Origin of the sequence: Symbiopectobacterium purcellii (assembly GCF_052050035.1) — a bacterium.
GTDB lineage: Bacteria > Pseudomonadota > Gammaproteobacteria > Enterobacterales > Enterobacteriaceae > Symbiopectobacterium > Symbiopectobacterium purcellii_A.
The window spans coordinates 1,425,128-1,448,889 of sequence record NZ_CP189882.1; the positions used below are offsets into that span (position 1 = coordinate 1,425,128).

Below are 23,762 nucleotides of genomic sequence, written 5' to 3' on the forward strand. Positions count from 1 at the left end.
TTATGTCAGTGCCTTGTTAACCGCACAAGGGCTTGCATAGCGTTTCAATGCTTATTTAAACAGCGCGTTACCGCTGCTGTCTTTTACACTGGTTTTCCATGCGGCACGAATCTGCTCAACCACTTCGGTTGGCAGCGTAGAGTAATCCAGCGCTACCGCTTGATCACCGCCTTTCTTGAACGCCCAGTCAAAGAACTTCAGCACTTCAGCGCCCTGCTCTGGTTTGTCTTGTTTCTGGTGAACCAGAATGAAGGTGGTAGAGGTGATTGGCCATGCGTCAGCACCGTGCTGGTTGGTCAGGTCCTGAGCGAAAGATTTGCTCCAGTCGATGCCCTTGGCCGCGTTGCTGAATGATTGGCCGGTCGGTTGAACGGCTTTACCGTCGGCAGAAATCAGCTTGGTGTAAGCCAGGTTATTCTGCTTGGCATAAGCGTATTCAACATAACCGATTGAGCCTGGCAGACGCTGAACGAATGCGGCAATACCGTCGTTACCTTTACCGCCCAGACCGGTCGGCCAGTTAACCGTAGAACCAGCACCAATTTTCTCTTTCCATTCAGCGTTCACTTTCGCCAGATAGCTGGTGAACACGAAAGAGGTACCGGAACCGTCAGCGCGACGAACGACGGCGATATCCTGATCCGGCAGTTTGACGCTCGGGTTCAGTTTAGTGATGGCCGCATCATTCCATTTTTTGATTTTACCCAGGTAGATATCACCCAGCGTTTTACCATCCAACGTCAATTCGCCAGATTTAATGCCCGGGACGTTTACCGCCAATACCACACCACCGATTACGGTAGGGAACTGGAACAGGCCATCTTCAGCCAGCTTCTCATCAGCCAGTGGTGCATCAGATGCACCGAAATCAACGGTTTTTGCTTGAATCTGCTTAACGCCGCCAGAAGAACCAATACCTTGATAGTTAACTTTATTGCCCGTTTCTTTCTGGTAAGAGTCTGCCCACTTGGCGTAGACCGGCGCTGGGAACGTAGCACCTGCACCGGTAAGGTTAACGGCAGCTGAGGCGTTGACCACCGTCAGGGAGAAGGTTGCCATAACGAGACCGGCAATCGTGGTACGCATCAGTTTCATAATCCCTCCTGTGGGATTTTTTAAAGGTGTCGACCCAGATTCTTTATTGATCAGAGTGTAGTTCGCAGGAGGAAAAATAGGACAATTACATGACAGTAAAATGTATTGAATGTGACAGTTTTATGACACACAAAATTTGTTCACGATCAATTGCATTAAACGCGGCATTTTACCTGAACGCGCGCGGCGTTGATTCAGGCCATAGCGCGCAACCAGGCCAATAAATCTGCCTGAAAAGTATCAGGAAATAATGGGGAGGGCGATAGCAGACAGTAACAGGAGCTCTCCTCAATGAACCCTAACGGCGCAGCCAGAACGCCACTGGCAATATCATCTCTGACCAGTTGCCACGGCCCAATCGCAACCCCTAATCCGGCAACGGCAGCCTGTAAGCTAAAATAAAAATGCTCGAACGTTTGCCCACTATTGTCATGAAACGGGTGTTGTGTGACCGCACTCCATGTTTGCCAGGCGTTTAAGCGCGTGCGGCTGTGTAAACGAAGCGCCGTGGTTCGCAATGACAACCCGTTTTCCTCAGGAGAAAACCAGTCAACCACGTTATCAGAGACTGTAAAATAATCTGTGTAAATGGCATTTTGAGGAAAACCTTCAAAGGATAACAAAATGCCTATCAGCAACGAACTTATTAAGCGTGTTGCTTAATAGTGAAATAAGGGTGTTTCGGTGATTGAAGTAAATTTTACGCTGTTCTGAGATGGAAATTCCAAAGACCGGCGCTAAGGAGTAAGAAGGTATCATCAATAAAGGGTCTACGATTCCGTAAAATTTGGGTCATGCAACCGAGGCGCTTGATACCCGCGATGGCGTGTTCAACTGTAATACGGATGCCCGAGATTATTTTATTTTCTTGTTTTTGTTCAGGCGATAAAGGTCTTTTTCGAGTTCCTTTTTTTGGGATTTGTGTATTAGGATGCTGTTTATCTATACCTTGAAAACCGGTATCTGCCCAGATGGTTACCTCAGGAGGAATATGGCGAATTATATCGACTTTATCGAGTAAGCGTTTATCGTGACGGCGCCCATTTTTGCTCATGGGGATAAATCCAATTTGCCTTGTTTCGTCAGTCATAATAAGCCCTTTTCGAGTGGTCTGTCTTTTCTTTCCCGAATATAGCCAAGCGACTTAATTTTGATTACACCATATGGACTGAGAACAAACTCTCTGTATCGCAACCCATCTCTCTTTTTTTGCTTTTTGCTTGTGCCCATTTATGCTCAATTGGGTTAAGATCTGGCGAATATGTAGGCAAATACTCCACCATATACCCTGCATCGATGATGACTTGTTGAATATTATGTTTTTTGTGAAAAGTGGCATTGTCCATCATGATTACACTGTTTTTAGGGAGTACTGGGATAAGGACTTGTGTGACCCAGGCATAGAAAACATCGCTGTTAATATTGATATCAAATAATCCGATAGCAAACAGCGTTGTGCCTAATAAAGCGCCGATAACATTTGTTCTTCCCCTAGCTCCCCAGTTCTTCAGGCCAAAACACCGTTGACCTTTTGGGGAATAGCCGTGAGTCCGTGGGGCATCGTGTGAAAAACCACTTTCATCAATAAAAACAATAGGTTTACCTTCTTTTTCATACTGTTGTTTTTTTTGTTGAAATCCCTGCCGGGCGTTTTCGTCGGCTTTCGGATGACGTAGAGTTTTTTTTATAGGTCAATCCCAGCTTTTTAAGCGCTTGCCAAATGGCCTTCTGACAAACGCCAAAACGCTCTGCACGTTCTTTTTGGTAAGCATCTGGATATTGTTCAACATCTTTTATCAACTCGGATTTATCGATCTTTCGCTGACGCGTGGTCGATGCTTTTGACTCTATTTGATTAATCCAACGCGATACAGAGGCAGGGCCAATCCGAAATTGCTTCGCTGTTTCTCGGATACTCAACCCTTCGTTTTTCCGTGTAGATATCACTTTACGTCTAAAATCAATTGAATAGCTCATTTAAATAATGTAATCAAAATTAAGTCGTTTAGCTATACATTTTTTTTCGCCGACGCAGATTCTTAGGCTTTTGGACAGGTCGCTCTGTCCCATCAATAAAGACGTCTTTAACTCCAGGAAAGGCGCGAAAAAATTCCTCAGCAGAGCGAATTTGACGAGCGGGCAAAACACATTCTCGCCCCAAGGTCATCTCTAAAACCGGCAATAATATTTTTACCCAGCGACATACCCGTGTTCTATCTAAACCAAAAAGAAGTCCTTGCAAATCATAGGTCGGATAACATTTTAAATACAATAAAATAAAAAGCAGTTTATCTAATGGGGTTGGGATAAAGAGTCTGTAAAGAATTTCGTGTAAATGGCTCCATCGCTTAACCGGAAATCCGATCTCCATACATCAACATGAATTGGCTCATAGCCGGTTTCCAGTCTCTGATTGGTAGGGTCCATTTAGCCGAGATATTATGCAAGGCTAGATAGAATAATTTTAGCACCGAGTCATCCGTTGGAAATATTCGTCGCGTTTTCGTTATCTTGCGCAATGAAGCATTTAACGACTCTATCGCGTTGGTGGTGTAGATAACCTTGCGAATCTCCGGCGGAAAATCAAAAATGACGATGAGACGTTCCCAATTATTTCTCCACGATGGGCTGATCGTCGGGAACTGTTCATCCCATTTGGCCGCGAAGGCATCCAGGACCTCTTCAGCGCCCTCTAGCGTTGCGGAACTATAGATAGTGCGGAGGTCAGCAGCAACGGCTTTACGTTCTTTCCAGCCGACGTAGCGCAGCGAGTTCCGCACCTGATGCACGATGCAGAGCTGTACGGCTTTGTTGAATAATTTAAGATACTGATTTATATAAGCATTATAAAATTTCAACGACTAATTTTTCCTCTCGGAATGCTTTTTATTGTGCTAACTATTTGATTTGTCGTTCTAACAAAATACATTCTCTGTAAATGCATTCTAACTAAAGAAGATGTAAATCAAACGGTTAAATTATTCAACAAAGCCGAGCTGTACCCGCGTATGCGGGTAAACAGCTTCAATGGCATCAGGAAAGCCCTTCAGGCCATCGCAGCAGGCGATGAAGATGTCCTGTAGCCCACGATTTTTCAGTTCTGTCATTACAGATAACCAGAACTTGGCCCCCTCGGCTTTGGCTATCCATAGCCCCAGCAGCTCTTTTTCGCCCTGGCCGTTGATGCCTAGAGCCAAGTAAACAGACTTGTTGGCCACGGCTCCGCCGTCCTGGCTTTTGACCACAATACAGTCAAGGTAAACAATGGGATAAAACGCATCCAGCGGCCGTTGCTGCCAGCGCTTAACGTCATCCATCACGGCATTGGTCACTTGAGAAATGAAGCCAGCGGAAACATCGACCCCGTAGACTTCTTTAAAGTGAGCCTGAATATCACGGGTTGATAGCCCTCTGGAATAGAGAGAAATAATGCGGTCATCGAAGCCGTTAAGCTGCTTTTCGTGCTTACCGATCAGTGTCGGCTCGAAGGTACTGTTGCGGTCGCGCGGAATATCGAGCTCGAGCGCCCCATTTTGGCTACGTACGCTCTTGGATGTCTTGCCATTGCGGGAGTTGCCTGAATTATTACCAGCCGGGTCATGCTTAGCATACCCAAGGTGTATCTCCATCTCAGCTTGAAGAACCCGTTCCGCCAGTCTTTTAGTCAGCACCTTGAGTAGGCCTGATTCACCCAGAAGCTCCTGAGGGGAGTGGCAATCCTGAAGCAGTTGGTCAATAAGTTCGTTGCTGATAGGCATTTTTTGTCCTCTGAAGGTTTTCCTCAAAATGCCATTTACACAGATCTTTTTACACTCTCGGGATAAATCCTTTCTGCCCTGCACCCATCTGCCGCTCGTGATCTTTTCGATTCTTTTTCCGATAAATCAAATAACAAGCTGAAAATTCAGCGGCTAAATTTTTCAATTCTTCGACTGATAATCCAATGATTGCTTTACATAAACGATTATCTCGTAACAACCGCTCTTTGTTGATCATTTCAAACCTTTATTCTCTAAGTTAAACCTCTTTTTATTCTCAATAGCCTGACAAAAAATGCAAGTCTCTATTCAGCAACTAGTTTATTGGCAAAGGTGAGGGTGAATGCTGAGTCTGCCCGTTCAATACTCAGGAGTTCACTGCGTAGACGAAACTGCACGTTGCCGATTTCGCATTCGCGCATCAGCATGTCCACAATCTGCTGCGCGCTGTCATCACAGAACAACTGCCCAAGGGTTTTCTCGTGATAGGCAATACCGTAACGATTGACCAGATCGATAAAATCCCACTGGGTGTAACGTGCCAGTGCAGATTTGCAAAAATGCGGATTTCCAGACAGGTAAGCCGCTGGTTCGGCGTACATGTTGGTGAAATTGCAGCGGCCACCGCCTGACATAAATATTTTGCGACCCGGTTTTTTTACCGTTATCCACCAGCAGAACGCGCAATCCGCGTTGTCCGGCCTGGGCGGCGCAAAACAGACCAGCAGCCCGCCCCATTCCCACTCGAAACGCAACAAAGTGACCCACTTGCCAGAGTCGGATAAAATCACCGTTCTGGCCCTACTGGAGAGCCTGTTGCATGCAGGGAAAACATCTGACTCAGAAAGAACGGTTCTACATCGAAAAGCGGCGTGGTGAAGGTGTCAACCAAGCTACCATCGCCAGAGAGCTTGCTCTGCCTCGCTCGACCATCAGCAGGGAACTCAGACGCAATACCGACCCTACTTTCAATGGTGTCTACTGCTGTATAGCTAAACGACTTAATTTTGATTACATTATTTAAATGAGCTATTCAATTGATTTTAGACGTAAAGTGATATCTACACGGAAAAACGAAGGGTTGAGTATCCGAGAAACAGCGAAGCAATTTCGGATTGGCCCTGCCTCTGTATCGCGTTGGATTAATCAAATAGAGTCAAAAGCATCGACCACGCGTCAGCGAAAGATCGATAAATCCGAGTTGATAAAAGATGTTGAACAATATCCAGATGCTTACCAAAAAGAACGTGCAGAGCGTTTTGGCGTTTGTCAGAAGGCCATTTGGCAAGCGCTTAAAAAGCTGGGATTGACCTATAAAAAAAACTCTACGTCATCCGAAAGCCGACGAAAACGCCCGGCAGGGATTTCAACAAAAAAAACAACAGTATGAAAAAGAAGGTAAACCTATTGTTTTTATTGATGAAAGTGGTTTTTCACACGATACCCCACGGACTCACGGCTATTCCCCAAAAGGTCAACGGTGTTTTGGCCTGAAGAACTGGGGAGCTAGGGGAAGAACAAATGTTATCGGCGCTTTATTAGGCACAACGCTGTTTGCTATCGGATTATTTGATATCAATATTAACAGCGATGTTTTCTATGCCTGGGTCACACAAGTCCTTATCTCAGTACTCCCTAAAAACAGTGTAATCATGATGGACAATGCCACTTTTCACAAAAAACATAATATTCAACAAGTCATCATCGATGCAGGGTATATGGTGGAGTATTTGCCTACATATTCGCCAGATCTTAACCCAATTGAGCATAAATGGGCACAAGCAAAAAGCAAAAAAAGAGAGATGGGTTGCGATACAGAGAGTTTGTTCTCAGTCCATATGGTGTAATCAAAATTAAGTCGCTTGGCTATAACATCTCCAGCAAATAGGCAAGGGAAACCATAGTTCGCCGAGAATAACAAAGATTCATCCTTTAAATAAAACATTGTTTTATTATTTGGTTTTCCGTCGCGTAAATCGATTTTAGCCGCTGGATTGGCAGTGAAATGCCCCATTCCCACTCGAAACGCAACAAAGTGACCCACTGGCCAGAGTCGGATAAAATCACCGTTCTGGCCCTACTGGAGATCCCGTTGCATGCAGGGAAAACATCTGACTCACAAAGAACGGTTCTACATCGAAAAGCGGCGTGGTGATGGGGTTAACCAGGCCACCATCGCCCGGGAACTGGAGCTTCCTCGTTCTACCATCAGCAGGGAACTCAGACGCAATACCGACGCCGCTTTCAACGGGGTCTATTCCTGCAGAAGGGCCGAAACGTTGGCCAGAGGGCGGCGGCAGAAAACTCGGCCGGACAGCGTGATTAACCAGCTTGAACCGCACATTCAGGACTTTATCAGAACGGCGCTGTCTACCCACACCTCACCTGAGGTCATCAGTGGGCGCCTGGTCCTGGAATTTGGCCTGTCCGTCAGCAAGAACTCGCTCTATCGCTATATCCAGCAGGAGCGCCGGGCCGGCGGTGAGCTGTATCAGCAGCTCCCTCATCGGGGTAAACGGTATAACTATCAGACCGATGAGAACAAACGCGGTCCTATTCCCAACCGTGTTGGCATTGAGCAGCGGCCGGCCGTTGCTGACCTCAAGCAGGAACCCGGGCATTTCGAGATTGACACCATCTTTGGCAAAGATCAGAAATCATTCCTGCTGACGGTGGTCGATAAAGCCGTCAAGCTGGTCATCATTCGCAAACTGCCCAACAAGCGAGCAGAGACAGTGGTAGCGGCCTTCAGGGACATCGTTGCCAATACCTTCTGCGAGTTTAAAACCCTGACTGCTGACAACGGTTCTGAATTTTCCCAGCACGGGGAAATTACAAAAGTCACGGGGGCACCGGTCTACTTTGCCCGGCCATATCATTCCTGGGAACGCGGGTTGAATGAGCATACCAACGGGCTGATACGGCGTTTTTACCCGAAGGGAACGGACTTCAATTATGTCACCCATCGCAAGGTTGCAGCACTCGAACACCTGCTCAATACGCGAGGCCGAAAATCGCTGGGTTATAGCCAAGCGACATTATTTTGATAACAGCCAGCTATGCTTCTTTGCCGCATATCAGGGCATAGGATGTAATCATTTTTAAGTCGGTTGGCTATATTACTGGCGATGGAACAGTCACGGAAGGATGAGTCAGAAGCCATCAAAAATACGGATTTTAAGGCTCACCGCTGGGTTGTAGAGAGAACGCATAGCTGGATGAATCGCTACCGCCGGGTCCTGACGCGCTGGGAAAAGAAGGTAGAAAATTATGAAGCAATGCTGCAGAGACTGTAAAATAATCTGTGTAAATGGCATTTTGAGGAAAACCTTCAAAGGATATAGCCAAGCGACATTATTTTGATAACAGCCAGCTATGCTTCTTTGCCGCATATCAGGGCATAGGATGTAATCATTTTTAAGTCGGTTGGCTATATCGTTCTCCAAATGAGGTATTTTTAACGCACTTACAGGCGGCATAATGCCCTACCGTTTTGTTGCGTTTCGACTGGGAATGGGGCAATGGCGGTATAATTGCCTGCTGCGTTTGTTTTCTCTCCGAGCTGTTCTTCATTGCCTATTCTTTGTGGTAGAAATCCAGAGTTACCGTTACATTCAAAGGCGGCTTAGCGACATCGACGGTTTTTTGCAGAAATCATCACTCGGCTCTTCCCGTCGCGGCAAAAAGATGTTTAAATTATAACTCATTTATTTTGCATAAATATGCATTTATTGGATAGCAAACAGTATCGGTACATGAGCGTGCCGCCACGCGCATAACGATCTGATTTTTTCTCATCAATGCATGGCGTAACATATCGTGGTGTGGCTGTTAAGCTTCTCTCCATAAGTCTATCGAGCAGGGATTTATTTTATGACGACGATTCTCAAGCACCTTCCGGCAGGTCAACGTATTGGTATTGCGTTCTCCGGAGGCCTGGATACCAGTGCAGCATTGCTGTGGATGCGTAAAAAAGGGGCGGTTCCTTATGCTTACACCGCAAACCTGGGACAACCGGATGAGGATGACTATGAAGAGATCCCTCGTCGTGCAATGGAGTACGGCGCAGAAAATGCCCGTCTTATTGACTGCCGCAAGCAGATGGTTGCGGAAGGTATTGCCGCTATTCAGTGTGGTGCTTTCCATAACACCACGGGTGGCCTGACCTACTTTAACACCACTCCGCTGGGCCGTGCGGTAACGGGCACCATGCTGGTCGCAGCCATGAAAGAAGATGGCGTGAATATCTGGGGTGACGGTAGTACTTATAAAGGTAACGATATTGAGCGTTTCTATCGTTATGGTCTGCTGACCAATGCTGAACTGAAAATCTATAAGCCGTGGCTGGATACGGATTTTATCGATGAACTGGGCGGCCGTCAGGAGATGTCCGAATTTATGGTGCAGTCCGGCTTTAACTATAAGATGTCCGCAGAAAAAGCCTACTCGACTGACTCCAACATGCTGGGCGCAACGCACGAAGCGAAAGATTTGGAGTTCCTGAACTCCAGCGTGAAGATCGTTAACCCGATCATGGGCGTCAAGTTCTGGGATGAGAACGTCAAGATTGCGGCAGAAGAGATCACGGTACGTTTTGAGCGCGGCTATCCGGTGGCGCTGAACGGCAAAACCTATGCCGATGATGTTGAACTGATGCTGGAAGCCAACCGCATTGGCGGTCGTCACGGTTTAGGCATGAGCGATCAGATTGAAAACCGTATTATCGAAGCGAAGAGCCGTGGCATCTATGAAGCCCCCGGCATGGCGCTGCTGCACATTGCCTACGAACGTTTGGTTACCGGTATTCATAACGAAGATACCATTGAGCAATACCATGCACACGGTCGTCAGTTGGGCCGTCTGCTGTATCAGGGTCGCTGGTTCGATCCGCAAGCCTTGATGCTGCGTGATGGGCTGCAACGCTGGGTGGCCAGTGCCGTCACTGGTGAAGTGACGCTGGAACTGCGTCGCGGCAATGACTACTCCATCCTGAATACGGTGTCGGATAACCTGACCTACAAGCCGGAACGTCTGACGATGGAAAAAGGCGATTCCGTGTTCTCACCGGATGACCGTATTGGTCAGTTGACGATGCGTAATCTGGATATCATTGATACGCGTGAAAAACTGTTCAACTATGTTGAAACCGGGTTGCTGTCCTCCTCGGCGACAATGGGCTTACCGCAGATGGAAGGTCTTGAGCAGTTGCAGGACAAGAGCAGCAAATAACGCGCTGCTGGTTGCATTCCTTTGCAAAAGGGTACCTTCGGGTACCCTTTTTTGTTTGCTTTTTTTCGTTACCACATGCTGGTCAACAAACGACCGCTGTCACACTTCCCGTCGAGCCACCTGTGACGGTTATCACACAAAAAACGTTGATTATGTGAGTGGTTGCAACTTTATCCCAATAAGCGTGTTGCTTAATAGTGAAATAAGGGTGTTTCGGTGATTGAAGTAAATTTTACGCTGTTCTGAGATGGAAATTCCAAAGACCGGCGCTAAGGAGTAAGAAGGTATCATCAATAAAGGGTCTACGATTCCGTAAAATTTGGGTCATGCAACCGAGGCGCTTGATACCCGCGATGGCGTGTTCAACTGTAATACGGATGCCCGAGATTATTTTATTTTCTTGTTTTTGTTCAGGCGATAAAGGTCTTTTTCGAGTTCCTTTTTTTGGGATTTGTGTATTAGGATGCTGTTTATCTATACCTTGAAAACCGGTATCTGCCCAGATGGTTACCTCAGGAGGAATATGGCGAATTATATCGACTTTATCGAGTAAGCGTTTATCGTGACGGCGCCCATTTTTGCTCATGGGGATAAATCCAATTTGCCTTGTTTCGTCAGTCATAATAAGCCCTTTTCGAGTGGTCTGTCTTTTCTTTCCCGAATACATTTTTTTTCGCCGACGCAGATTCTTAGGCTTTTGGACAGGTCGCTCTGTCCCATCAATAAAGACGTCTTTAACTCCAGGAAAGGCGCGAAAAAATTCCTCAGCAGAGCGAATTTGACGAGCGGGCAAAACGGCTTTGTTGAATAATTTAACCGTTTGATTTACATCTTCTTTAGTTAGAATGCATTTACAGAGAATGTATTTTGTTAGAACGACAAATCAAATAGTTAGCACAATAAAAAGCATTCCGAGAGGAAAAATTAGTCGTTGAAATTTTATAATGCTTATATAAATCAGTATCTTAAATTATTCAACAAAGCCGGGCAAAACACATTCTCGCCCCAAAGTCATCTCTAAAACCGGCAATAATATTTTTACCCAGCGACATACCCGTGTTCTATCTAAACCAAAAAGAAGTCCTTGCAAATCATAGGTCGGATAACATTTTAAATACAATAAAATAAAAAGCAGTTTATCTAATGGGGTTGGGATAAATCCTTTCTGGAGACTGTAAAATAATCTGTGTAAATGGCATTTTGAGGAAAACCTTCAAAGGATAACAAAATGCCTATCAGCAACGAACTTATTGACCAACTGCTTCAAGATTGTCACTCCCCTCAGGATCTGCTGGGTGAATCAGGCCTACTCAAGGTGCTGACTAAAAGACTGGCGGAACGGGTTCTTCAAGCTGAGATGGAGATGCACCTTGGGTATGCTAAGCATGACCCGGCAGGTAATCATTCAGGCAACTCCCGCAATGGCAAGACATCCAAGAGCGTACGTAGCCAAAATGGGGAGATCGAGCTCGATATTCCGCGCGACCGCAACAGTATAGCCAACCGACTTAAAAATGATTACATCCTATGCCCTGATATAGCCAAGCGACTTAATTTTGATTACACCATATGGACTGAGAACAAACTCTCTGTATCGCAACCCATCTCTCTTTTTTTGCTTTTTGCTTGTGCCCATTTATGCTCAATTGGGTTAAGATCTGGCGAATATGTAGGCAAATACTCCACCATATACCCTGCATCGATGATGACTTGTTGAATATTATGTTTTTTGTGAAAAGTGGCATTGTCCATCATGATTACACTGTTTTTAGGGAGTACTGGGATAAGGACTTGTGTGACCCAGGCATAGAAAACATCGCTGTTAATATTGATATCAAATAATCCGATAGCAAACAGCGTTGTGCCTAATAAAGCGCCGATAACATTTGTTCTTCCCCTAGCTCCCCAGTTCTTCAGGCCAAAACACCGTTGACCTTTTGGGGAATAGCCGTGAGTCCGTGGGGCATCGTGTGAAAAACCACTTTCATCAATAAAAACAATAGGTTTACCTTCTTTTTCATACTGTTGTTTTTTTTGTTGAAATCCCTGCCGGGCGTTTTCGTCGGCTTTCGGATGACGTAGAGTTTTTTTTATAGGTCAATCCCAGCTTTTTAAGCGCTTGCCAAATGGCCTTCTGACAAACGCCAAAACGCTCTGCACGTTCTTTTTGGTAAGCATCTGGATATTGTTCAACATCTTTTATCAACTCGGATTTATCGATCTTTCGCTGACGCGTGGTCGATGCTTTTGACTCTATTTGATTAATCCAACGCGATACAGAGGCAGGGCCAATCCGAAATTGCTTCGCTGTTTCTCGGATACTCAACCCTTCGTTTTTCCGTGTAGATATCACTTTACGTCTAAAATCAATTGAATAGCTCGGCTTTGTTGAATAATTTAATATACTGATTTATATAAGCATTATAAAATTTCAACGACTAATTTTTCCTCTCGGAATGCTTTTTATTGTGCTAACTATTTGATTTGTCGTTCTAACAAAATACATTCTCTGTAAATTCATTCTAACTAAAGAAGATGTAAATCAAACGGTTAAATTATTCAACAAAGCCGAATAGCTCATTTAAATAATGTAATCAAAATTAAGTCGTTTAGCTATATGCGGCAAAGAAGCATAGCTGGCTGTTATCAAAATAATGTCGCTTGGCTATACCTTCGAGCCGACACTGATCGGTAAGAACGAAAAACAGCTTAACGGCTTCGATGACCGCATTATTTCTCTCTATTCCAGAGGGTTATCAACCCGTGATATTCAGGCACACTTTAAAGAAGTCTACGGGGTCGATGTTTCCGCTGGCTTCATTTCTCAAGTGACCAATGCTGTGATGGATGAAGTTAAGCGCGGCTTTGTTGAATAATTTAACCGTTTGATTTACATCTTCTTTAGTTAGAATGCATTTACAGAGAATGTATTTTGTTAGAACGACAAATCAAATAGTTAGCACAATAAAAAGCATTCCGAGAGGAAAAATTAGTCGTTGAAATTTTATAATGCTTATATAAATCAGTATCTTAAATTATTCAACAAAGCCGTTAAGCGCTGGCAGCAACGGCCGCTGGATGCGCTTTATCCCATTGTTTACCTTGACTGTATTGTTGTCAAAAGCCAGGACGGCGGAGCCGTGGCCAACAAGTCTGTTTATCTGGCCCTCGGCGTCAACGGCCAGGGCGAAAAAGAGCTGCTGGGGCTATGGATAGCCAAAACTGAGGGGGCCAAGTTCTGGTTATCTGTGATGACAGAACTGAAAAATCGTGGGCTAAAGGACATCTTCGTCGCCTGCTGCGATGGCCTGAAAGGCTTTCCTGATGCCATTGATGCTGTTTACCCGCATACGCGGGTACAGCTCTGCATTGTGCATCAGGTGCGGAACTCGCTGCGCTACGTCGGCTGGAAAGAGCGTAAGGCCGTTGCTGCTGACCTGCGCACCATCTATAGTTCCGCAACGCTAGAGGGCGCTGAAGAGGCCCTGGATGCCTTCGCGGCCAAATGGGATGAGCAGTTCCCGACGATCAGCCCGTCGTGGAGAAATAATTGGGAACGTCTCATCGTCATTTTTGACTTTCCGCCGGAGATCCGCAAGGTTATCTACACCACCAACGCGATAGAGTCGTTAAATGCTTCATTGCGCAAGATAACGAAAACGCGACGAATATTTCCAACGGATGACTCGGTGATAAAATTACTCTATCTAGCCTTGCATAATATCTCTGCTAAATGGACCTTGCCAATCAGAGACTGGAAACCTGCTATGAGCCAATTCATGTTGATGTATGGAGAACGAATCTCCGGTTAAGCAATGGAGCCATTTACACAAAATTCTTTACAGACTCAAATCAGGGGCCCCAAAAAGTTTGAAATTCCTAGGCGTTAAATCAGGACACTTTTTTCTCAGCCATTTGTTCATAACGCACCGGAGACAGATCCCCGTTAGCGGCATTATGCCTGTCTAGGTTGTAGTAGCGGATATACGTCGCCACATCCTGCTCCATGTAAGCCCGTGTTGGCTGGGGTACCAGCAGCAACCATTCATGTTTCAGACTGCCCCAGAAGCGCTCCATCACCGCATTATCCCAGCAGGCACCCACGTCTCCCATACTGCTCCTCAGCCTGTAGCTGCTCAGCAGCGCCTGAAAGCGTTGTCCCGTGTACTGCGCCCCCCTGTCCGTATGCACCACCAGGCCCGGCGGGGGAGTTCGCAGGTTATATGCCTTCATCAGGGCCCCGCAGACCAGCGATGAGGTCATCCGTCTGTCCACCTGCCAGCCCACTATAGCTAAACGACTTAATTTTGATTACATTATTTAAATGAGCTATTCAATTGATTTTAGACGTAAAGTGATATCTACACGGAAAAACGAAGGGTTGAGTATCCGAGAAACAGCGAAGCAATTTCGGATTGGCCCTGCCTCTGTATCGCGTTGGATTAATCAAATAGAGTCAAAAGCATCGACCACGCGTCAGCGAAAGATCGATAAATCCGAGTTGATAAAAGATGTTGAACAATATCCAGATGCTTACCAAAAAGAACGTGCAGAGCGTTTTGGCGTTTGTCAGAAGGCCATTTGGCAAGCGCTTAAAAAGCTGGGATTGACCTATAAAAAAAACTCTACGTCATCCGAAAGCCGACGAAAACGCCCGGCAGGGATTTCAACAAAAAAAACAACAGTATGAAAAAGAAGGTAAACCTATTGTTTTTATTGATGAAAGTGGTTTTTCACACGATGCCCCACGGACTCACGGCTATTCCCCAAAAGGTCAACGGTGTTTTGGCCTGAAGAACTGGGGAGCTAGGGGAAGAACAAATGTTATCGGCGCTTTATTAGGCACAACGCTGTTTGCTATCGGATTATTTGATATCAATATTAACAGCTATGTTTTCTATGCCTGGGTCACACAAGTCCTTATCCCAGTACTCCCTAAAAACAGTGTAATCATGATGGACAATGCCACTTTTCACAAAAAACATAATATTCAACAAGTCATCATCGATGCAGGGTATATGGTGGAGTATTTGCCTACATATTCGCCAGATCTTAACCCAATTGAGCATAAATGGGCACAAGCAAAAAGCAAAAAAAGAGAGATGGGTTGCGATACAGAGAGTTTGTTCTCAGTCCATATGGTGTAATCAAAATTAAGTCGCTTGGCTATATCTGCCGGGAGTACAAATCCATAATAGCCGCCAGATACAGCCAGCCTTCACCGGTCTTCAGATACGTGATGTCACTCGCCCACACCTGATTTGGCCCCGGCGGGTTAAAATTCTGGTTCAGCAGGTTTGGGGCCACCTCTGCACCCGGGCGGGGTTTTGTCGTGACCTTATAAGTCCGGCGCTGTCGGCAGACCAGCCCCTCTTCCTGCATGAGTTTCCTCACCCGCCAGCGGCTGATTATGATGCCTTCTCCACGAAGCCTTTTGACCAGCGTCCGGCTTCCTGCTCCCTGCCTGCTGGCGGCGAACAGCGCCTTTAACCTGACCCGGACCTCCACGTCTTTTTGCAGCGGTTCGGCGGGCTTTTTTCGCCATGCATACCAGGCAGAGGCCGTCACACGCATGACCCGACAGAGTGTACGAACGCTGAAGTCAGTGGCATTGTCGAGAATGAACCGGTATCTCACCACATATGTTTCGCGAAGAAGGCACTCGCCTTTTTTAGTATCTCCTTCTCTGTACGTAACTCTTTGTTTTCTTTTTGTAACCGTTTTAACTCTGCACGTTCATCCTCGCTGAGTACGCCGTTGCTCTGCTCGCGTGCCAGCGAGACCCATGTATGCAGGGTTTTGTTGCTTATGCCCAGCGATGCTGCTGCCCTGGCTATCGTATAGCCCTGCTCTGTTACCAGGGCAACGGCTTCCTTTTTAAACTCAGGGGTAAATTGTCGTTTATGGTTCACTAAACACCTCCGTTTTGGATGTAAGTTTAGTGTCCTGATTATTCAACCACTACATTTTGCGTCAGCTTTGGCCGCCAGAACGGAACGGGCTTCGGCGGTTGCTGAGTGATGATTTTTGCCTGCGGAAACGAGGAACGGAGTGCTTCACGCGCGGCAAAGGTCTGCTCCGATGAAGCCAGTCTGACAATCAGACTGTCCGGCGCAGGGGTAATGCTTTTGATAGCGATACCACGTTCATTAAGACGCTGGTAAACGTAAAAACCATCAGGGAGCGGCGCACCCTGATGGTGAGGAAAAATGTGCAGCAGCGTTTCATCCTGTTGATAACTCGGTGACTGGGTCAGCAGAATAATCGGCAGCATCACCAGAATCATCATACGCCAGATGGCTTTCAGATAACGCCAACCGAATAACACGTTAGTTCCCTTTTGCTGCATTATCTGCGCTTTTCTTACGCCACAAAACTAACAGTGAACAGAACAGGCCGACTAACAACAACACCAGCGGTAACATAATCAGGCAAAACATCACCTGATCTTCATACTTCATGAAAACCGGCGTTTTGCCAATCGCGAACCCGAGCGAAACCAGAATTAGCACCCACAGCAGTCCGCTCATCCAGTTGAAAAACTGAAAGCGGGTATTGTCCAGCCCCGAGAGCCCGGCAATGGTAGGCAGCAGCGTGCGAACAAAGGCGAGAAAGCGGCCAATCAGCAACGCGGACAATCCATGACGGTGGAACAACAGGTGCGCACGCTGGTGATAGTGTGCGGGGAGATGAGAGAGCCAACCTTGTACTACCCGGGTATTCCCCAGCCACTTCCCTTGAATATAGCTCACCCAGCAACCCAGGCTGGCAGCGGTAGTCAGCAATGCGATAGTGAATGCATAATTCATCGTGCCTTTGGCAACCAGCACGCCAACCAATACCAGCAGACTGTCACCGGGCAGAAAGGCGGCGGGTAACAGACCATTTTCCAAAAACAGGATCATGAACAGAATAAAATAGAGCGTCCAAACCAGTTTAGGGTCAGCGAGAATATCGAAATTTTGGTGCCAAAGCGCATTAACAAGTTCTTTAATTAATTCCATTCGGTATTCCTAACACAACAGCATGCTACGTGGCCCATCGGCGATGAAAGACACCGACTACAAGGGTCATTATGTACACCGGCTCGCCATGGTGAGCGCTGTTAGAGTAGAACATACCGATGTTCACATATCTCCACTTAATCCATTTTTCCCGACGAGCCTGCATTGTTGCGGTTTGGCGGCAGTAACGCGGGAAATACCAGATTAAGCGTTAAAAAGAGCTTCTAACTGTAACAAAAGCCTAAGGATTGAGATAGGGAATTATCGCAGGAAAATGTGAGATTTATCGCTGCTATTTGAGCGAAAAGGTTTTTTTGCGCCTGATTTTACATTTTTTGACACAAACGGGCGTTTTCAGACGTTTTGGCCTCTGTTAAGTGACAGAGGCGATAGGGTTTTTTGTTCGGGTGGTCAGGATTTGTGCACGGTGATCGGCTCAAGATGCACGACGGGATTTTCGGCAAACATATAGCGATCAACGTTGAATTCGAAGTCATCGGTGGTGGCGAGGAACAGCATTTGCTTGGTGTTTTCCAGGTGCTGCCACATCGCCAGTTTGGCGGCGTAGGGATCTTTACGAATCAGCGCTTTAAGGATTTGATCGTGCTCTTCGCACCAGCTTTCGATTGAGCGATCGTCAATGTTTTCATGCAGTTTGAGCCAATAGGGGTTGTGGATACGCTGACTCCACATTTTTTCCACGATAGTGGCCATGGCCGAGTTCTGTGTCGCCAGCGCCACCTGAATATGAAACTTCAGATCCCACTCGGAATCACGGAAACGGTCCTCCTGACGCGCATATTCCTGAATCTCCATCAGTTGGACGATGTCTTGGCGCGTCACCTGAGTCGCCGCAAATTCGGCAATATTACTTTCGATTAACTGGCGAGCTTGCAGCAGTTCAAACGGTCCGGCGGTGATAAACTCGATATCACCACCACTGGGCACGCGATGGCTTTGCTGATTGGAAATGACATGAATGCCTGAGCCTTTACGCACCTCGACGTAGCCTTCGACTTCCAGCATGATGATCGCCTCGCGTACTACTGTACGGTTGACGTTCATCTCTTCAGAAATGTAGCGTTCGGCGGGTAACTTCTCACCAACAAGGTAAACGCCACTTTCGATGCGCTGCTTAAGTTCTGCGGCTAACTGTTGGTATAGTCGACGGGGCTCAGTGAGTGCCATATCTTTGCTCTTTTATAGATGACGGTCCGTAAATGGGGAACCTTTCCCTGCGACTTTCCTGCGCCGCAACCTCACCACAGGGGCGAAAAAAGGCTGAGAAAACCATCGCGTCAAGATTTGTTATACCACTTATTCGTGAAGCCGACCAACATCAAGGTCACAGTTATGCATTATCAGCCTGCAATAAAAATGCCCGATAACCGGGGTTATCGGGCGTCAAGGCAGGTCTAGCCGCGAGACAGGCAATGATTAATGCTGCTGTGCCGTCTCGAGCGTTGTCGGTTGTTCTGCTTGCACCGCTGGACGGTCTTGCAGAATGACCCAAATCAGAATGGCACCCAGTACGTCAAAGGCTGCCAGCACCGCGAACAGCGGGCCAAAGCCGATGGTGTCTGCCAATGCGCCAACCACCAGAGCGAACAGGGTGCTCGCCAGCCAACCTGCGCCGCCGGTCAACCCGTTGGCGGTAGCCACTTCGTTACGACCGAACACATCAGAAGAGAGCGTGATCAGGGCACCGGACAGCGACTGGTGCGCAAATCCACCTACGCACAGCAGCGCGATGGCGATATAAGGACTGGTGAACAGGCCGATAATCCCTGTGCCAATCATCAACAACGCACCCAGCGTCACCACCATTTTGCGCGAAACGATCAGGTTCACTTTGAAATATTTCTGGAACAGCATCGGCATGTAACCACCCAGTACGCAGCCCAGGTCAGCAAACAGCATCGGCAGCCAGGCGAACATGGCGATTTCTTTCAGGTTAAAGCCGTAGACTTTGAACATGAACAGCGGGATCCAGGCGTTGATGGTGCCCCATGCCGGTTCAGCCAGAAAACGCGGTAACGCGATGCCCCAAAACTGGCGGTTACACACGATCTGCCAGGCAGACATTTTCTTACCGTTATCAGCCTGATGCTGAGACTCTTGACCGCTCAGAATGTAATCGCGTTCTTCATCGGTCAACTTTTTCTGGTCTTTCGGGTGTTTATAAAACGCCAGCCAGCACTGTGCCCAAATCATGCTCAAGGCACCGGTGATGATAAAGGCCATTTCCCAACTGTGCATCACGATGGCCCAAACCACCAATAAACTAGTTGCTGAATAGAGACTTGCATTTTTTGTCAGGCTATTGAGAATAAAAAGAGGTTTAACTTAGAGAATAAAGGTTTGAAATGATCAACAAAGAGCGGTTGTTACGAGATAATCGTTTATGTAAAGCAATCATTGGATTATCAGTCGAAGAATTGAAAAATTTAGCCGCTGAATTTTCAGCTTGTTATTTGATTTATCGGAAAAAGAATCGAAAAGATCACGAGCGGCAGATGGGTGCAGGGCAGAAAGGATTTATCCCAACCCCATTAGATAAACTGCTTTTTATTTTATTGTATTTAAAATGTTATCCGACCTATGATTTGCAAGGACTTCTTTTTGGTTTAGATAGAACACGGGTATGTCGCTGGGTAAAAATATTATTGCCGGTTTTAGAGATGACCTTGGGGCGAGAATGTGTTTTGCCCGCTCGTCAAATTCGCTCTGCTGAGGAATTTTTTCGCGCCTTTCCTGGAGTTAAAGACGTCTTTATTGATGGGACAGAGCGACCTGTCCAAAAGCCTAAGAATCTGCGTCGGCGAAAATAAATGTATTCGGGAAAGAAAAGACAGACCACTCGAAAAGGGCTTATTATGACTGACGAAACAAGGCAAATTGGATTTATCCCCATGAGCAAAAATGGGCGCCGTCACGATAAACGCTTACTCGATAAAGTCGATATAATTCGCCATATTCCTCCTGAGGTAACCATCTGGGCAGATACCGGTTTTCAAGGTATAGATAAACAGCATCCTAATACACAAATCCCAAAAAAAGGAACTCGAAAAAGACCTTTATCGCCTGAACAAAAACAAGAAAATAAAATAATCTCGGGCATCCGTATTACAGTTGAACACGCCATCGCGGGTATCAAGCGCCTCGGTTGCATGACCCAAATTTTACGGAATCGTAGACCCTTTATTGATGATACCTTCTTACTCCTTAGCGCCGGTCTTTGGAATTTCCATCTCAGAACAGCATAAAATTTACTTCAATCACCGAAACACCCTTATTTCACTATTAAGCAACACGCTTAATGGCGGCGCGATCATGGCACCGATCGAGGAACCGACGTTGAAGTAACCTACGGCTACGGAACGCTCTTTAGCCGGGAACCATTCACTGCTCGCTTTCAGGCCCGCGGGGATCATGGCGGCTTCGGCCATGCCGACCAGACCACGTGAAATGGCCAGACCTTGCCAGCTGTTTGCCATCGCTTTGCTGGCACAGAAAATGGCCCACAGGATAGCGAACATGGCGTAGCCCACTTTGGTGCCCAACAGGTCCAGTAAGTAACCGGCGATGGGTTGCATAACGGTATTATAGCAGGCGGCCCCATTCCCAGTCGAAACGCAACAAAACGGTAGGGCATTATGCCGCCTGTAAGTGCGTTAAAAATACCTCATTTGGAGAACGATAACCCAGCGATTTTCTGCCTCGCGTATTGAGCAGGTGTTCGAGTGCTGCAACCTTGCGATGGGTGACATAATTGAAGTCCGTTCCCTTCGGGTAAAAACGCCGTATCAGCCCGTTGGTATGCTCATTCAACCCGCGTTCCCAGGAATGATATGGCCGGGCAAAGTAGACCGGTGCCCCCGTGACTTTTGTAATTTCCCCGTGCTGGGAAAATTCAGAACCGTTGTCAGCAGTCAGGGTTTTAAACTCGCAGAAGGTATTGGCAACGATGTCCCTGAAGGCCGCTACCACTGTCTCTGCTCGCTTGTTGGGCAGTTTGCGAATGATGACCAGCTTGACGGCTTTATCGACCACCGTCAGCAGGAATGATTTCTGATCTTTGCCAAAGATGGTGTCAATCTCGAAATGCCCGGGTTCCTGCTTGAGGTCAGCAACGGCCGGCCGCTGCTCAATGCCAACACGGTTGGGAATAGGACCGCGTTTGTTCTCATCGGTCTGATAGTTATACCGTTTACCCCGATGAGGGAGCTGCTGATACAGCTCACCGCCGGCCCGGCGCTCCTGCTGGATATAGCGATAGAGCGAGTTCTTGCTGACGGACAGGCCAAATTCCAGGACCAGGCGCCCACTGATGACCTCAGGTGAGGTGTGGGTAGACAGCGCCGTTCTGATAAAGTCCTGAATGTGCGGTTCAAGCTGGTTAATCACGCTGTCCGGCCGAGTTTTCTGCCGCCGCCCTCTGGCCAACGTTTCGGCCCTTCTGCAGGAATAGACCCCGTTGAAAGCGGCGTCGGTATTGCGTCTGAGCTCCCTGCTGATGGTATAGCCAAGCGACTTAATTTTGATTACACCATATGGACTGAGAACAAACTCTCTGTATCGCAACCCATCTCTCTTTTTTTGCTTTTTGCTTGTGCCCATTTATGCTCAATTGGGTTAAGATCTGGCGAATATGTAGGCAAATACTCCACCATATACCCTGCATCGATGATGACTTGTTGAATATTATGTTTTTTGTGAAAAGTGGCATTGTCCATCATGATTACACTGTTTTTAGGGAGTACTGGGATAAGGACTTGTGTGACCCAGGCATAGAAAACATCGCTGTTAATATTGATATCAAATAATCCGATAGCAAACAGCGTTGTGCCTAATAAAGCGCCGATAACATTTGTTCTTCCCCTAGCTCCCCAGTTCTTCAGGCCAAAACACCGTTGACCTTTTGGGGAATAGCCGTGAGTCCGTGGGGCATCGTGTGAAAAACCACTTTCATCAATAAAAACAATAGGTTTACCTTCTTTTTCATACTGTTGTTTTTTTTGTTGAAATCCCTGCCGGGCGTTTTCGTCGGCTTTCGGATGACGTAGAGTTTTTTTTATAGGTCAATCCCAGCTTTTTAAGCGCTTGCCAAATGGCCTTCTGACAAACGCCAAAACGCTCTGCGCCCCATTCCCAGTCGAAATGCAACAAAGTGACCCACTGGCCAGAGTCGGATAAAATCACCGTTCTGGCCCTACTGGAGATCCCGTTGCATGCAGGGAAAACATCTGACTCACAAAGAACGGTTCTACATCGAAAAGCGGCGTGGTGATGGGGTTAACCAGGCCAACATCGCCCGGGAACTGGAGCTTCCTCGTTCTACCATCAGCAGGGAACTCAGACGCAATACCGATGCCGCTTTCAACGGGGTCTATTCCTGCAGAAGGGCCGAAACGTTGGCCAGAGGGCGGCGGCAGAAAACACGGCCGGACAGCGTGATTAACCAGCTTGAACCGCACATTCAGGACTTTATCAGAACGGCGCTGTCTACCCACACCTCACCTGAGGTCATCAGTGGGCGCCTGGTCCTGGAATTTGGCCTGTCCGTCAGCAAGAACTCGCTCTATCGCTATATCCAGCAGGAGCGCCGGGCCGGCGGTGAGCTGTATCAGCAGCTCCCTCATCGGGGTAAACGGTATAACTATCAGACCGATGAGAACAAACGCGGTCCTATTCCCAACCGTGTTGGCATTGAGCAGCGGCCGGCCGTTGCTGACCTCAAGCAGGAACCCGGGCATTTCGAGATTGACACCATCTTTGGCAAAGATCAGAAATCATTCCTGCTGACGGTGGTCGATAAAGCCGTCAAGCTGGTCATCATTCGCAAACTGCCCAACAAGCGAGCAGAGACAGTGGTAGCGGCCTTCAGGGACATCGTTGCCAATACCTTCTGCGAGTTTAAAACCCTGACTGCTGACAACGGTTCTGAATTTTCCCAGCACGGGGAAATTACAAAAGTCACGGGGGCACCGGTCTACTTTGCCCGGCCATATCATTCCTGGGAACGCGGGTTGAATGAGCATACCAACGGGCTGATACGGCGTTTTTACCCGAAGGGAACGGACTTCAATTATGTCACCCATCGCAAGGTTGCAGCACTCGAACACCTGCTCAATACGCGAGGCAGAAAATCGCTGGGTTATCGTTCTCCAAATGAGGTATTTTTAACGCACTTACAGGCGGCATAATGCCCTACCGTTTTGTTGCGTTTCGACTGGGAATGGGCCGCGACCAGCGCGGCCGAAAAGGTGCAGATGCCGTACAGGACCAGAATGGGGCGGATATTGGTTTTCTGTCCTTGCTGATGATTGGTGATGGACGCCATCACCAGAACCAGTACTAAAACAGGCGCAACGGCTTTCAAGCCTCCGACAAACAGCGTACCGAGCAGGCCGACGGCCAAGGCCGCCGAAGGGGAGCAGCGCGAGGAGAATACCTAACGCTAACCCGACAACGATTTGCTGCACCAGACTGCCTCGCACTGTATAGCGGAGAATCGCAGAGTATGTATTTTTCATAAAATAGACGGTGTTTCCGTAACTTAACAAGGGTTGTGTGGTAGCACGTTGCAGTATGAAAACCTCTGGAGAATGCAATGGTTTTTTTTCATAACCTGTAACAAAGTGTTTGCGCAGAGCAGTATAGGGAAAAGAGGCAT

29 protein-coding genes and 12 pseudogenes are annotated in these 23,762 nt (G+C 47.2%); 14 read left to right on the forward strand and 27 right to left on the reverse strand.

Annotated elements, in window-relative coordinates:
- Positions 1 to 51: 51 nt before the first annotated feature.
- The 10 genes and pseudogenes from pstS to ACQGXV_RS10720 all read right to left on the reverse strand — a co-directional run.
- Positions 52 to 1,095 (reverse strand): phosphate ABC transporter substrate-binding protein PstS, encoded by a 1,044-nt coding sequence (gene pstS, locus ACQGXV_RS10675; RefSeq protein WP_440866368.1) that lies wholly within the window; start codon positions 1,093 to 1,095, stop codon positions 52 to 54.
- A 194-nt stretch (positions 1,096 to 1,289) separates the two neighbouring features.
- Complete coding sequence (locus ACQGXV_RS10680) at positions 1,290 to 1,733, reverse strand: hypothetical protein (protein WP_440866369.1); 444 nt, start codon at positions 1,731 to 1,733, stop codon at positions 1,290 to 1,292.
- Between the two features lie 62 nt (positions 1,734 to 1,795).
- Positions 1,796 to 2,221, reverse strand: a pseudogene (locus tag ACQGXV_RS10685) (transposase family protein); the annotation flags it as partial.
- 28 nt (positions 2,222 to 2,249) lie between these two features.
- Positions 2,250 to 2,783, reverse strand: coding sequence for an IS630 family transposase (locus tag ACQGXV_RS10690; protein WP_440862665.1), 534 nt, complete (start codon positions 2,781 to 2,783; stop codon positions 2,250 to 2,252).
- Positions 2,707 to 3,072, reverse strand: a complete 366-nt coding sequence (locus tag ACQGXV_RS10695) for an IS630 transposase-related protein (RefSeq protein WP_440862584.1) — start codon at positions 3,070 to 3,072, stop codon at positions 2,707 to 2,709. Before ACQGXV_RS10695 ends, ACQGXV_RS10690 begins: the two co-directional genes overlap by 77 nt.
- Before the next feature lie 28 nt (positions 3,073 to 3,100).
- On the reverse strand, positions 3,101 to 3,466 hold the full coding sequence (locus ACQGXV_RS10700) for a helix-turn-helix domain-containing protein (protein WP_440866370.1): 366 nt from the start codon (positions 3,464 to 3,466) through the stop codon (positions 3,101 to 3,103).
- Positions 3,444 to 3,899, reverse strand: a pseudogene (locus tag ACQGXV_RS10705) (transposase); the annotation flags it as partial. The pseudogene ACQGXV_RS10705 and the gene ACQGXV_RS10700, both read right to left, overlap by 23 nt.
- A gap of 201 nt (positions 3,900 to 4,100) precedes the next feature.
- Positions 4,101 to 4,853, reverse strand: a pseudogene (locus ACQGXV_RS10710) (IS256 family transposase); the annotation flags it as partial.
- A gap of 49 nt (positions 4,854 to 4,902) precedes the next feature.
- Complete coding sequence (locus tag ACQGXV_RS10715; protein WP_440864326.1) at positions 4,903 to 5,091, reverse strand: hypothetical protein; 189 nt, start codon at positions 5,089 to 5,091, stop codon at positions 4,903 to 4,905.
- A gap of 97 nt (positions 5,092 to 5,188) precedes the next feature.
- A pseudogene (locus tag ACQGXV_RS10720) lies at positions 5,189 to 5,591 on the reverse strand (NAD(P)/FAD-dependent oxidoreductase); the annotation flags it as partial.
- Positions 5,592 to 5,673: 82 nt separating this feature from the next.
- On the opposite strand from ACQGXV_RS10720, the gene ACQGXV_RS10725 reads away from it, so the two are divergent.
- The 4 genes from ACQGXV_RS10725 (at position 5,674) to ACQGXV_RS10740 (ending at position 7,900) form a co-directional block, all read left to right on the forward strand.
- On the forward strand, positions 5,674 to 5,877 hold the full coding sequence (locus ACQGXV_RS10725) for a helix-turn-helix domain-containing protein (RefSeq protein ID WP_440866371.1): 204 nt from the start codon (positions 5,674 to 5,676) through the stop codon (positions 5,875 to 5,877).
- Complete coding sequence (locus ACQGXV_RS10730) at positions 5,878 to 6,243, forward strand: IS630 transposase-related protein (protein WP_440862584.1); 366 nt, start codon at positions 5,878 to 5,880, stop codon at positions 6,241 to 6,243. It abuts the gene before it with no gap.
- Positions 6,167 to 6,700, forward strand: a complete 534-nt coding sequence (locus ACQGXV_RS10735) for an IS630 family transposase (protein WP_440867367.1) — start codon at positions 6,167 to 6,169, stop codon at positions 6,698 to 6,700. The genes ACQGXV_RS10730 and ACQGXV_RS10735 overlap by 77 nt, the downstream gene beginning before the upstream one ends.
- 249 nt (positions 6,701 to 6,949) lie before the next feature.
- Positions 6,950 to 7,900, forward strand: a complete 951-nt coding sequence (locus ACQGXV_RS10740) for an IS30 family transposase (RefSeq protein WP_440866372.1) — start codon at positions 6,950 to 6,952, stop codon at positions 7,898 to 7,900.
- On the opposite strand, the gene ACQGXV_RS10745 is transcribed toward ACQGXV_RS10740, so the two are convergent.
- Complete coding sequence (locus ACQGXV_RS10745; protein WP_440866373.1) at positions 7,876 to 8,016, reverse strand: hypothetical protein; 141 nt, start codon at positions 8,014 to 8,016, stop codon at positions 7,876 to 7,878. The genes ACQGXV_RS10740 and ACQGXV_RS10745 overlap by 25 nt on opposite strands.
- A gap of 7 nt (positions 8,017 to 8,023) precedes the next feature.
- Between ACQGXV_RS10745 and ACQGXV_RS10750 the strand changes: the two are divergent.
- Both ACQGXV_RS10750 and argG read left to right on the forward strand, forming a co-directional pair.
- Positions 8,024 to 8,149 (forward strand): annotated as a pseudogene (locus ACQGXV_RS10750) (IS5/IS1182 family transposase); the annotation flags it as partial.
- Positions 8,150 to 8,726: 577 nt separating this feature from the next.
- Complete coding sequence (gene argG / locus ACQGXV_RS10755) at positions 8,727 to 10,082, forward strand: argininosuccinate synthase (protein WP_440866374.1); 1,356 nt, start codon at positions 8,727 to 8,729, stop codon at positions 10,080 to 10,082.
- Positions 10,083 to 10,314: 232 nt separating this feature from the next.
- Here the strand turns inward: argG and ACQGXV_RS10760 are convergent, their stop codons facing one another.
- Complete coding sequence (locus ACQGXV_RS10760) at positions 10,315 to 10,875, reverse strand: transposase family protein (protein WP_440866375.1); 561 nt, start codon at positions 10,873 to 10,875, stop codon at positions 10,315 to 10,317.
- A 177-nt stretch (positions 10,876 to 11,052) separates the two neighbouring features.
- Positions 11,053 to 11,238 carry a helix-turn-helix domain-containing protein gene (locus ACQGXV_RS10765; protein ID WP_440867368.1) on the reverse strand — a complete coding sequence of 62 codons (186 nt, stop codon included), beginning with the start codon at positions 11,236 to 11,238 and terminating at the stop codon, positions 11,053 to 11,055.
- Positions 11,239 to 11,310: 72 nt separating this feature from the next.
- On the opposite strand from ACQGXV_RS10765, the pseudogene ACQGXV_RS10770 reads away from it, so the two are divergent.
- A pseudogene (locus ACQGXV_RS10770) lies at positions 11,311 to 11,574 on the forward strand (transposase); the annotation flags it as partial.
- 68 nt (positions 11,575 to 11,642) lie between these two features.
- On the opposite strand, the gene ACQGXV_RS10775 reads toward ACQGXV_RS10770, so the two are convergent.
- On the reverse strand, positions 11,643 to 12,176 hold the full coding sequence (locus tag ACQGXV_RS10775; RefSeq protein ID WP_440862665.1) for an IS630 family transposase: 534 nt from the start codon (positions 12,174 to 12,176) through the stop codon (positions 11,643 to 11,645).
- A complete protein-coding gene (locus tag ACQGXV_RS10780; RefSeq protein WP_440867369.1) occupies positions 12,100 to 12,492 on the reverse strand; it encodes an IS630 transposase-related protein in 393 nt (130 codons plus the stop codon). The genes ACQGXV_RS10775 and ACQGXV_RS10780 overlap by 77 nt, the downstream gene beginning before the upstream one ends.
- A 259-nt stretch (positions 12,493 to 12,751) precedes the next feature.
- On the opposite strand from ACQGXV_RS10780, the pseudogene ACQGXV_RS10785 reads away from it, so the two are divergent.
- Positions 12,752 to 12,934, forward strand: a pseudogene (locus tag ACQGXV_RS10785) (transposase); the annotation flags it as partial.
- A gap of 198 nt (positions 12,935 to 13,132) precedes the next feature.
- Positions 13,133 to 13,894 (forward strand): annotated as a pseudogene (locus ACQGXV_RS10790) (IS256 family transposase); the annotation flags it as partial.
- A 79-nt stretch (positions 13,895 to 13,973) separates the two neighbouring features.
- Here the strand turns inward: ACQGXV_RS10790 and ACQGXV_RS10795 are convergent.
- A pseudogene (locus tag ACQGXV_RS10795) lies at positions 13,974 to 14,372 on the reverse strand (DDE-type integrase/transposase/recombinase); the annotation flags it as partial.
- Positions 14,373 to 14,406: 34 nt separating this feature from the next.
- Here ACQGXV_RS10795 and ACQGXV_RS10800 point away from each other — a divergent pair.
- Positions 14,407 to 14,772: an IS630 transposase-related protein gene (locus ACQGXV_RS10800; protein WP_440862584.1), complete on the forward strand. Its 366-nt coding sequence runs from the start codon at positions 14,407 to 14,409 to the stop codon at positions 14,770 to 14,772.
- Complete coding sequence (locus ACQGXV_RS10805; protein WP_440867370.1) at positions 14,696 to 15,229, forward strand: IS630 family transposase; 534 nt, start codon at positions 14,696 to 14,698, stop codon at positions 15,227 to 15,229. The genes ACQGXV_RS10800 and ACQGXV_RS10805 overlap by 77 nt, the downstream gene beginning before the upstream one ends.
- A 19-nt stretch (positions 15,230 to 15,248) precedes the next feature.
- On the opposite strand, the gene ACQGXV_RS10810 is transcribed toward ACQGXV_RS10805, so the two are convergent.
- The 6 genes and pseudogenes from ACQGXV_RS10810 to ACQGXV_RS10835 all read right to left on the reverse strand — a co-directional run.
- Positions 15,249 to 15,722, reverse strand: coding sequence for an IS3 family transposase (locus ACQGXV_RS10810; protein WP_440866376.1), 474 nt, complete (start codon positions 15,720 to 15,722; stop codon positions 15,249 to 15,251).
- Positions 15,716 to 15,994 carry a transposase gene (locus ACQGXV_RS10815; protein WP_440866377.1) on the reverse strand — a complete coding sequence of 93 codons (279 nt, stop codon included), beginning with the start codon at positions 15,992 to 15,994 and terminating at the stop codon, positions 15,716 to 15,718. The genes ACQGXV_RS10810 and ACQGXV_RS10815 overlap by 7 nt, the downstream gene beginning before the upstream one ends.
- Positions 15,995 to 16,032: 38 nt before the next feature.
- Entirely contained in the window at positions 16,033 to 16,431 is a 399-nt protein-coding gene (gene mzrA / locus ACQGXV_RS10820; protein WP_440866378.1) for an EnvZ/OmpR regulon moderator MzrA, read from the reverse strand.
- On the reverse strand, positions 16,412 to 17,086 hold the full coding sequence (locus ACQGXV_RS10825; protein WP_440866379.1) for a DedA family protein: 675 nt from the start codon (positions 17,084 to 17,086) through the stop codon (positions 16,412 to 16,414). The genes mzrA and ACQGXV_RS10825 overlap by 20 nt, the downstream gene beginning before the upstream one ends.
- Positions 17,087 to 17,497: 411 nt before the next feature.
- Positions 17,498 to 18,274, reverse strand: coding sequence for a transcriptional regulator ExuR (gene exuR, locus ACQGXV_RS10830; protein WP_440866380.1), 777 nt, complete (start codon positions 18,272 to 18,274; stop codon positions 17,498 to 17,500).
- Positions 18,275 to 18,523: 249 nt separating this feature from the next.
- Positions 18,524 to 19,366, reverse strand: a pseudogene (locus tag ACQGXV_RS10835) (MFS transporter); the annotation flags it as partial.
- Positions 19,367 to 19,452: 86 nt separating this feature from the next.
- Here ACQGXV_RS10835 and ACQGXV_RS10840 point away from each other — a divergent pair.
- Both ACQGXV_RS10840 and ACQGXV_RS10845 read left to right on the forward strand, forming a co-directional pair.
- The gene (locus ACQGXV_RS10840) at positions 19,453 to 19,917 is read left to right on the forward strand and encodes a helix-turn-helix domain-containing protein (RefSeq protein WP_440866381.1); all 465 of its coding nucleotides are present in this window, start codon (positions 19,453 to 19,455) and stop codon (positions 19,915 to 19,917) included.
- Positions 19,918 to 20,352: a transposase family protein gene (locus ACQGXV_RS10845; protein WP_440862780.1), complete on the forward strand. Its 435-nt coding sequence runs from the start codon at positions 19,918 to 19,920 to the stop codon at positions 20,350 to 20,352.
- 45 nt (positions 20,353 to 20,397) lie between these two features.
- Here the strand turns inward: ACQGXV_RS10845 and ACQGXV_RS10850 are convergent.
- The 4 genes and pseudogenes from ACQGXV_RS10850 to ACQGXV_RS10865 all read right to left on the reverse strand — a co-directional run.
- Positions 20,398 to 20,703, reverse strand: a pseudogene (locus ACQGXV_RS10850) (MFS transporter); the annotation flags it as partial.
- A 37-nt stretch (positions 20,704 to 20,740) separates the two neighbouring features.
- Positions 20,741 to 21,670 (reverse strand): IS30 family transposase, encoded by a 930-nt coding sequence (locus ACQGXV_RS10855; protein WP_440863534.1) that lies wholly within the window; start codon positions 21,668 to 21,670, stop codon positions 20,741 to 20,743.
- A complete protein-coding gene (locus tag ACQGXV_RS10860; RefSeq protein WP_440862665.1) occupies positions 21,631 to 22,164 on the reverse strand; it encodes an IS630 family transposase in 534 nt (177 codons plus the stop codon). The genes ACQGXV_RS10855 and ACQGXV_RS10860 overlap by 40 nt, the downstream gene beginning before the upstream one ends.
- A complete protein-coding gene (locus ACQGXV_RS10865) occupies positions 22,088 to 22,255 on the reverse strand; it encodes a hypothetical protein (protein WP_440866216.1) in 168 nt (55 codons plus the stop codon). Before ACQGXV_RS10865 ends, ACQGXV_RS10860 begins: the two co-directional genes overlap by 77 nt.
- Positions 22,256 to 22,317: 62 nt before the next feature.
- On the opposite strand from ACQGXV_RS10865, the gene ACQGXV_RS10870 reads away from it, so the two are divergent.
- Positions 22,318 to 23,292 (forward strand): IS30 family transposase, encoded by a 975-nt coding sequence (locus ACQGXV_RS10870; protein WP_440866382.1) that lies wholly within the window; start codon positions 22,318 to 22,320, stop codon positions 23,290 to 23,292.
- 38 nt (positions 23,293 to 23,330) lie between these two features.
- Here the strand turns inward: ACQGXV_RS10870 and ACQGXV_RS10875 are convergent.
- Positions 23,331 to 23,622: pseudogene (locus ACQGXV_RS10875) on the reverse strand (serine/threonine transporter SstT); the annotation flags it as partial.
- Positions 23,623 to 23,762 lie beyond the last annotated feature (140 nt).

What these genes read in the sequence shown, in the direction of transcription:
- argG (WP_440866374.1), top strand. Translation starts at nt 8,727, where the DNA reads ATGACGACGATTCTCAAGCACCTTCCGGCAGGTCAACGTATTGGTATT.
- ACQGXV_RS10715 (WP_440864326.1), bottom strand. Translation starts at nt 5,091, where the DNA reads ATGATCAACAAAGAGCGGTTGTTACGAGATAATCGTTTATGTAAAGCA.
- exuR (WP_440866380.1), bottom strand. Translation starts at nt 18,274, where the DNA reads ATGGCACTCACTGAGCCCCGTCGACTATACCAACAGTTAGCCGCAGAA.
- ACQGXV_RS10840 (WP_440866381.1), top strand. Translation starts at nt 19,453, where the DNA reads ATGATCAACAAAGAGCGGTTGTTACGAGATAATCGTTTATGTAAAGCA.
- mzrA (WP_440866378.1), bottom strand. Translation starts at nt 16,431, where the DNA reads ATGCAGCAAAAGGGAACTAACGTGTTATTCGGTTGGCGTTATCTGAAA.
- ACQGXV_RS10745 (WP_440866373.1), bottom strand. Translation starts at nt 8,016, where the DNA reads ATGGCTTCTGACTCATCCTTCCGTGACTGTTCCATCGCCAGTAATATA.
- ACQGXV_RS10730 (WP_440862584.1), top strand. Translation starts at nt 5,878, where the DNA reads ATGAGCTATTCAATTGATTTTAGACGTAAAGTGATATCTACACGGAAA.
- ACQGXV_RS10740 (WP_440866372.1), top strand. Translation starts at nt 6,950, where the DNA reads ATGCAGGGAAAACATCTGACTCACAAAGAACGGTTCTACATCGAAAAG.
- ACQGXV_RS10700 (WP_440866370.1), bottom strand. Translation starts at nt 3,466, where the DNA reads ATGGAGATCGGATTTCCGGTTAAGCGATGGAGCCATTTACACGAAATT.
- ACQGXV_RS10695 (WP_440862584.1), bottom strand. Translation starts at nt 3,072, where the DNA reads ATGAGCTATTCAATTGATTTTAGACGTAAAGTGATATCTACACGGAAA.
- ACQGXV_RS10825 (WP_440866379.1), bottom strand. Translation starts at nt 17,086, where the DNA reads ATGGAATTAATTAAAGAACTTGTTAATGCGCTTTGGCACCAAAATTTC.
- ACQGXV_RS10725 (WP_440866371.1), top strand. Translation starts at nt 5,674, where the DNA reads ATGCAGGGAAAACATCTGACTCAGAAAGAACGGTTCTACATCGAAAAG.
- ACQGXV_RS10845 (WP_440862780.1), top strand. Translation starts at nt 19,918, where the DNA reads ATGTATTCGGGAAAGAAAAGACAGACCACTCGAAAAGGGCTTATTATG.
- ACQGXV_RS10800 (WP_440862584.1), top strand. Translation starts at nt 14,407, where the DNA reads ATGAGCTATTCAATTGATTTTAGACGTAAAGTGATATCTACACGGAAA.
- ACQGXV_RS10870 (WP_440866382.1), top strand. Translation starts at nt 22,318, where the DNA reads ATGCAGGGAAAACATCTGACTCACAAAGAACGGTTCTACATCGAAAAG.
- pstS (WP_440866368.1), bottom strand. Translation starts at nt 1,095, where the DNA reads ATGAAACTGATGCGTACCACGATTGCCGGTCTCGTTATGGCAACCTTC.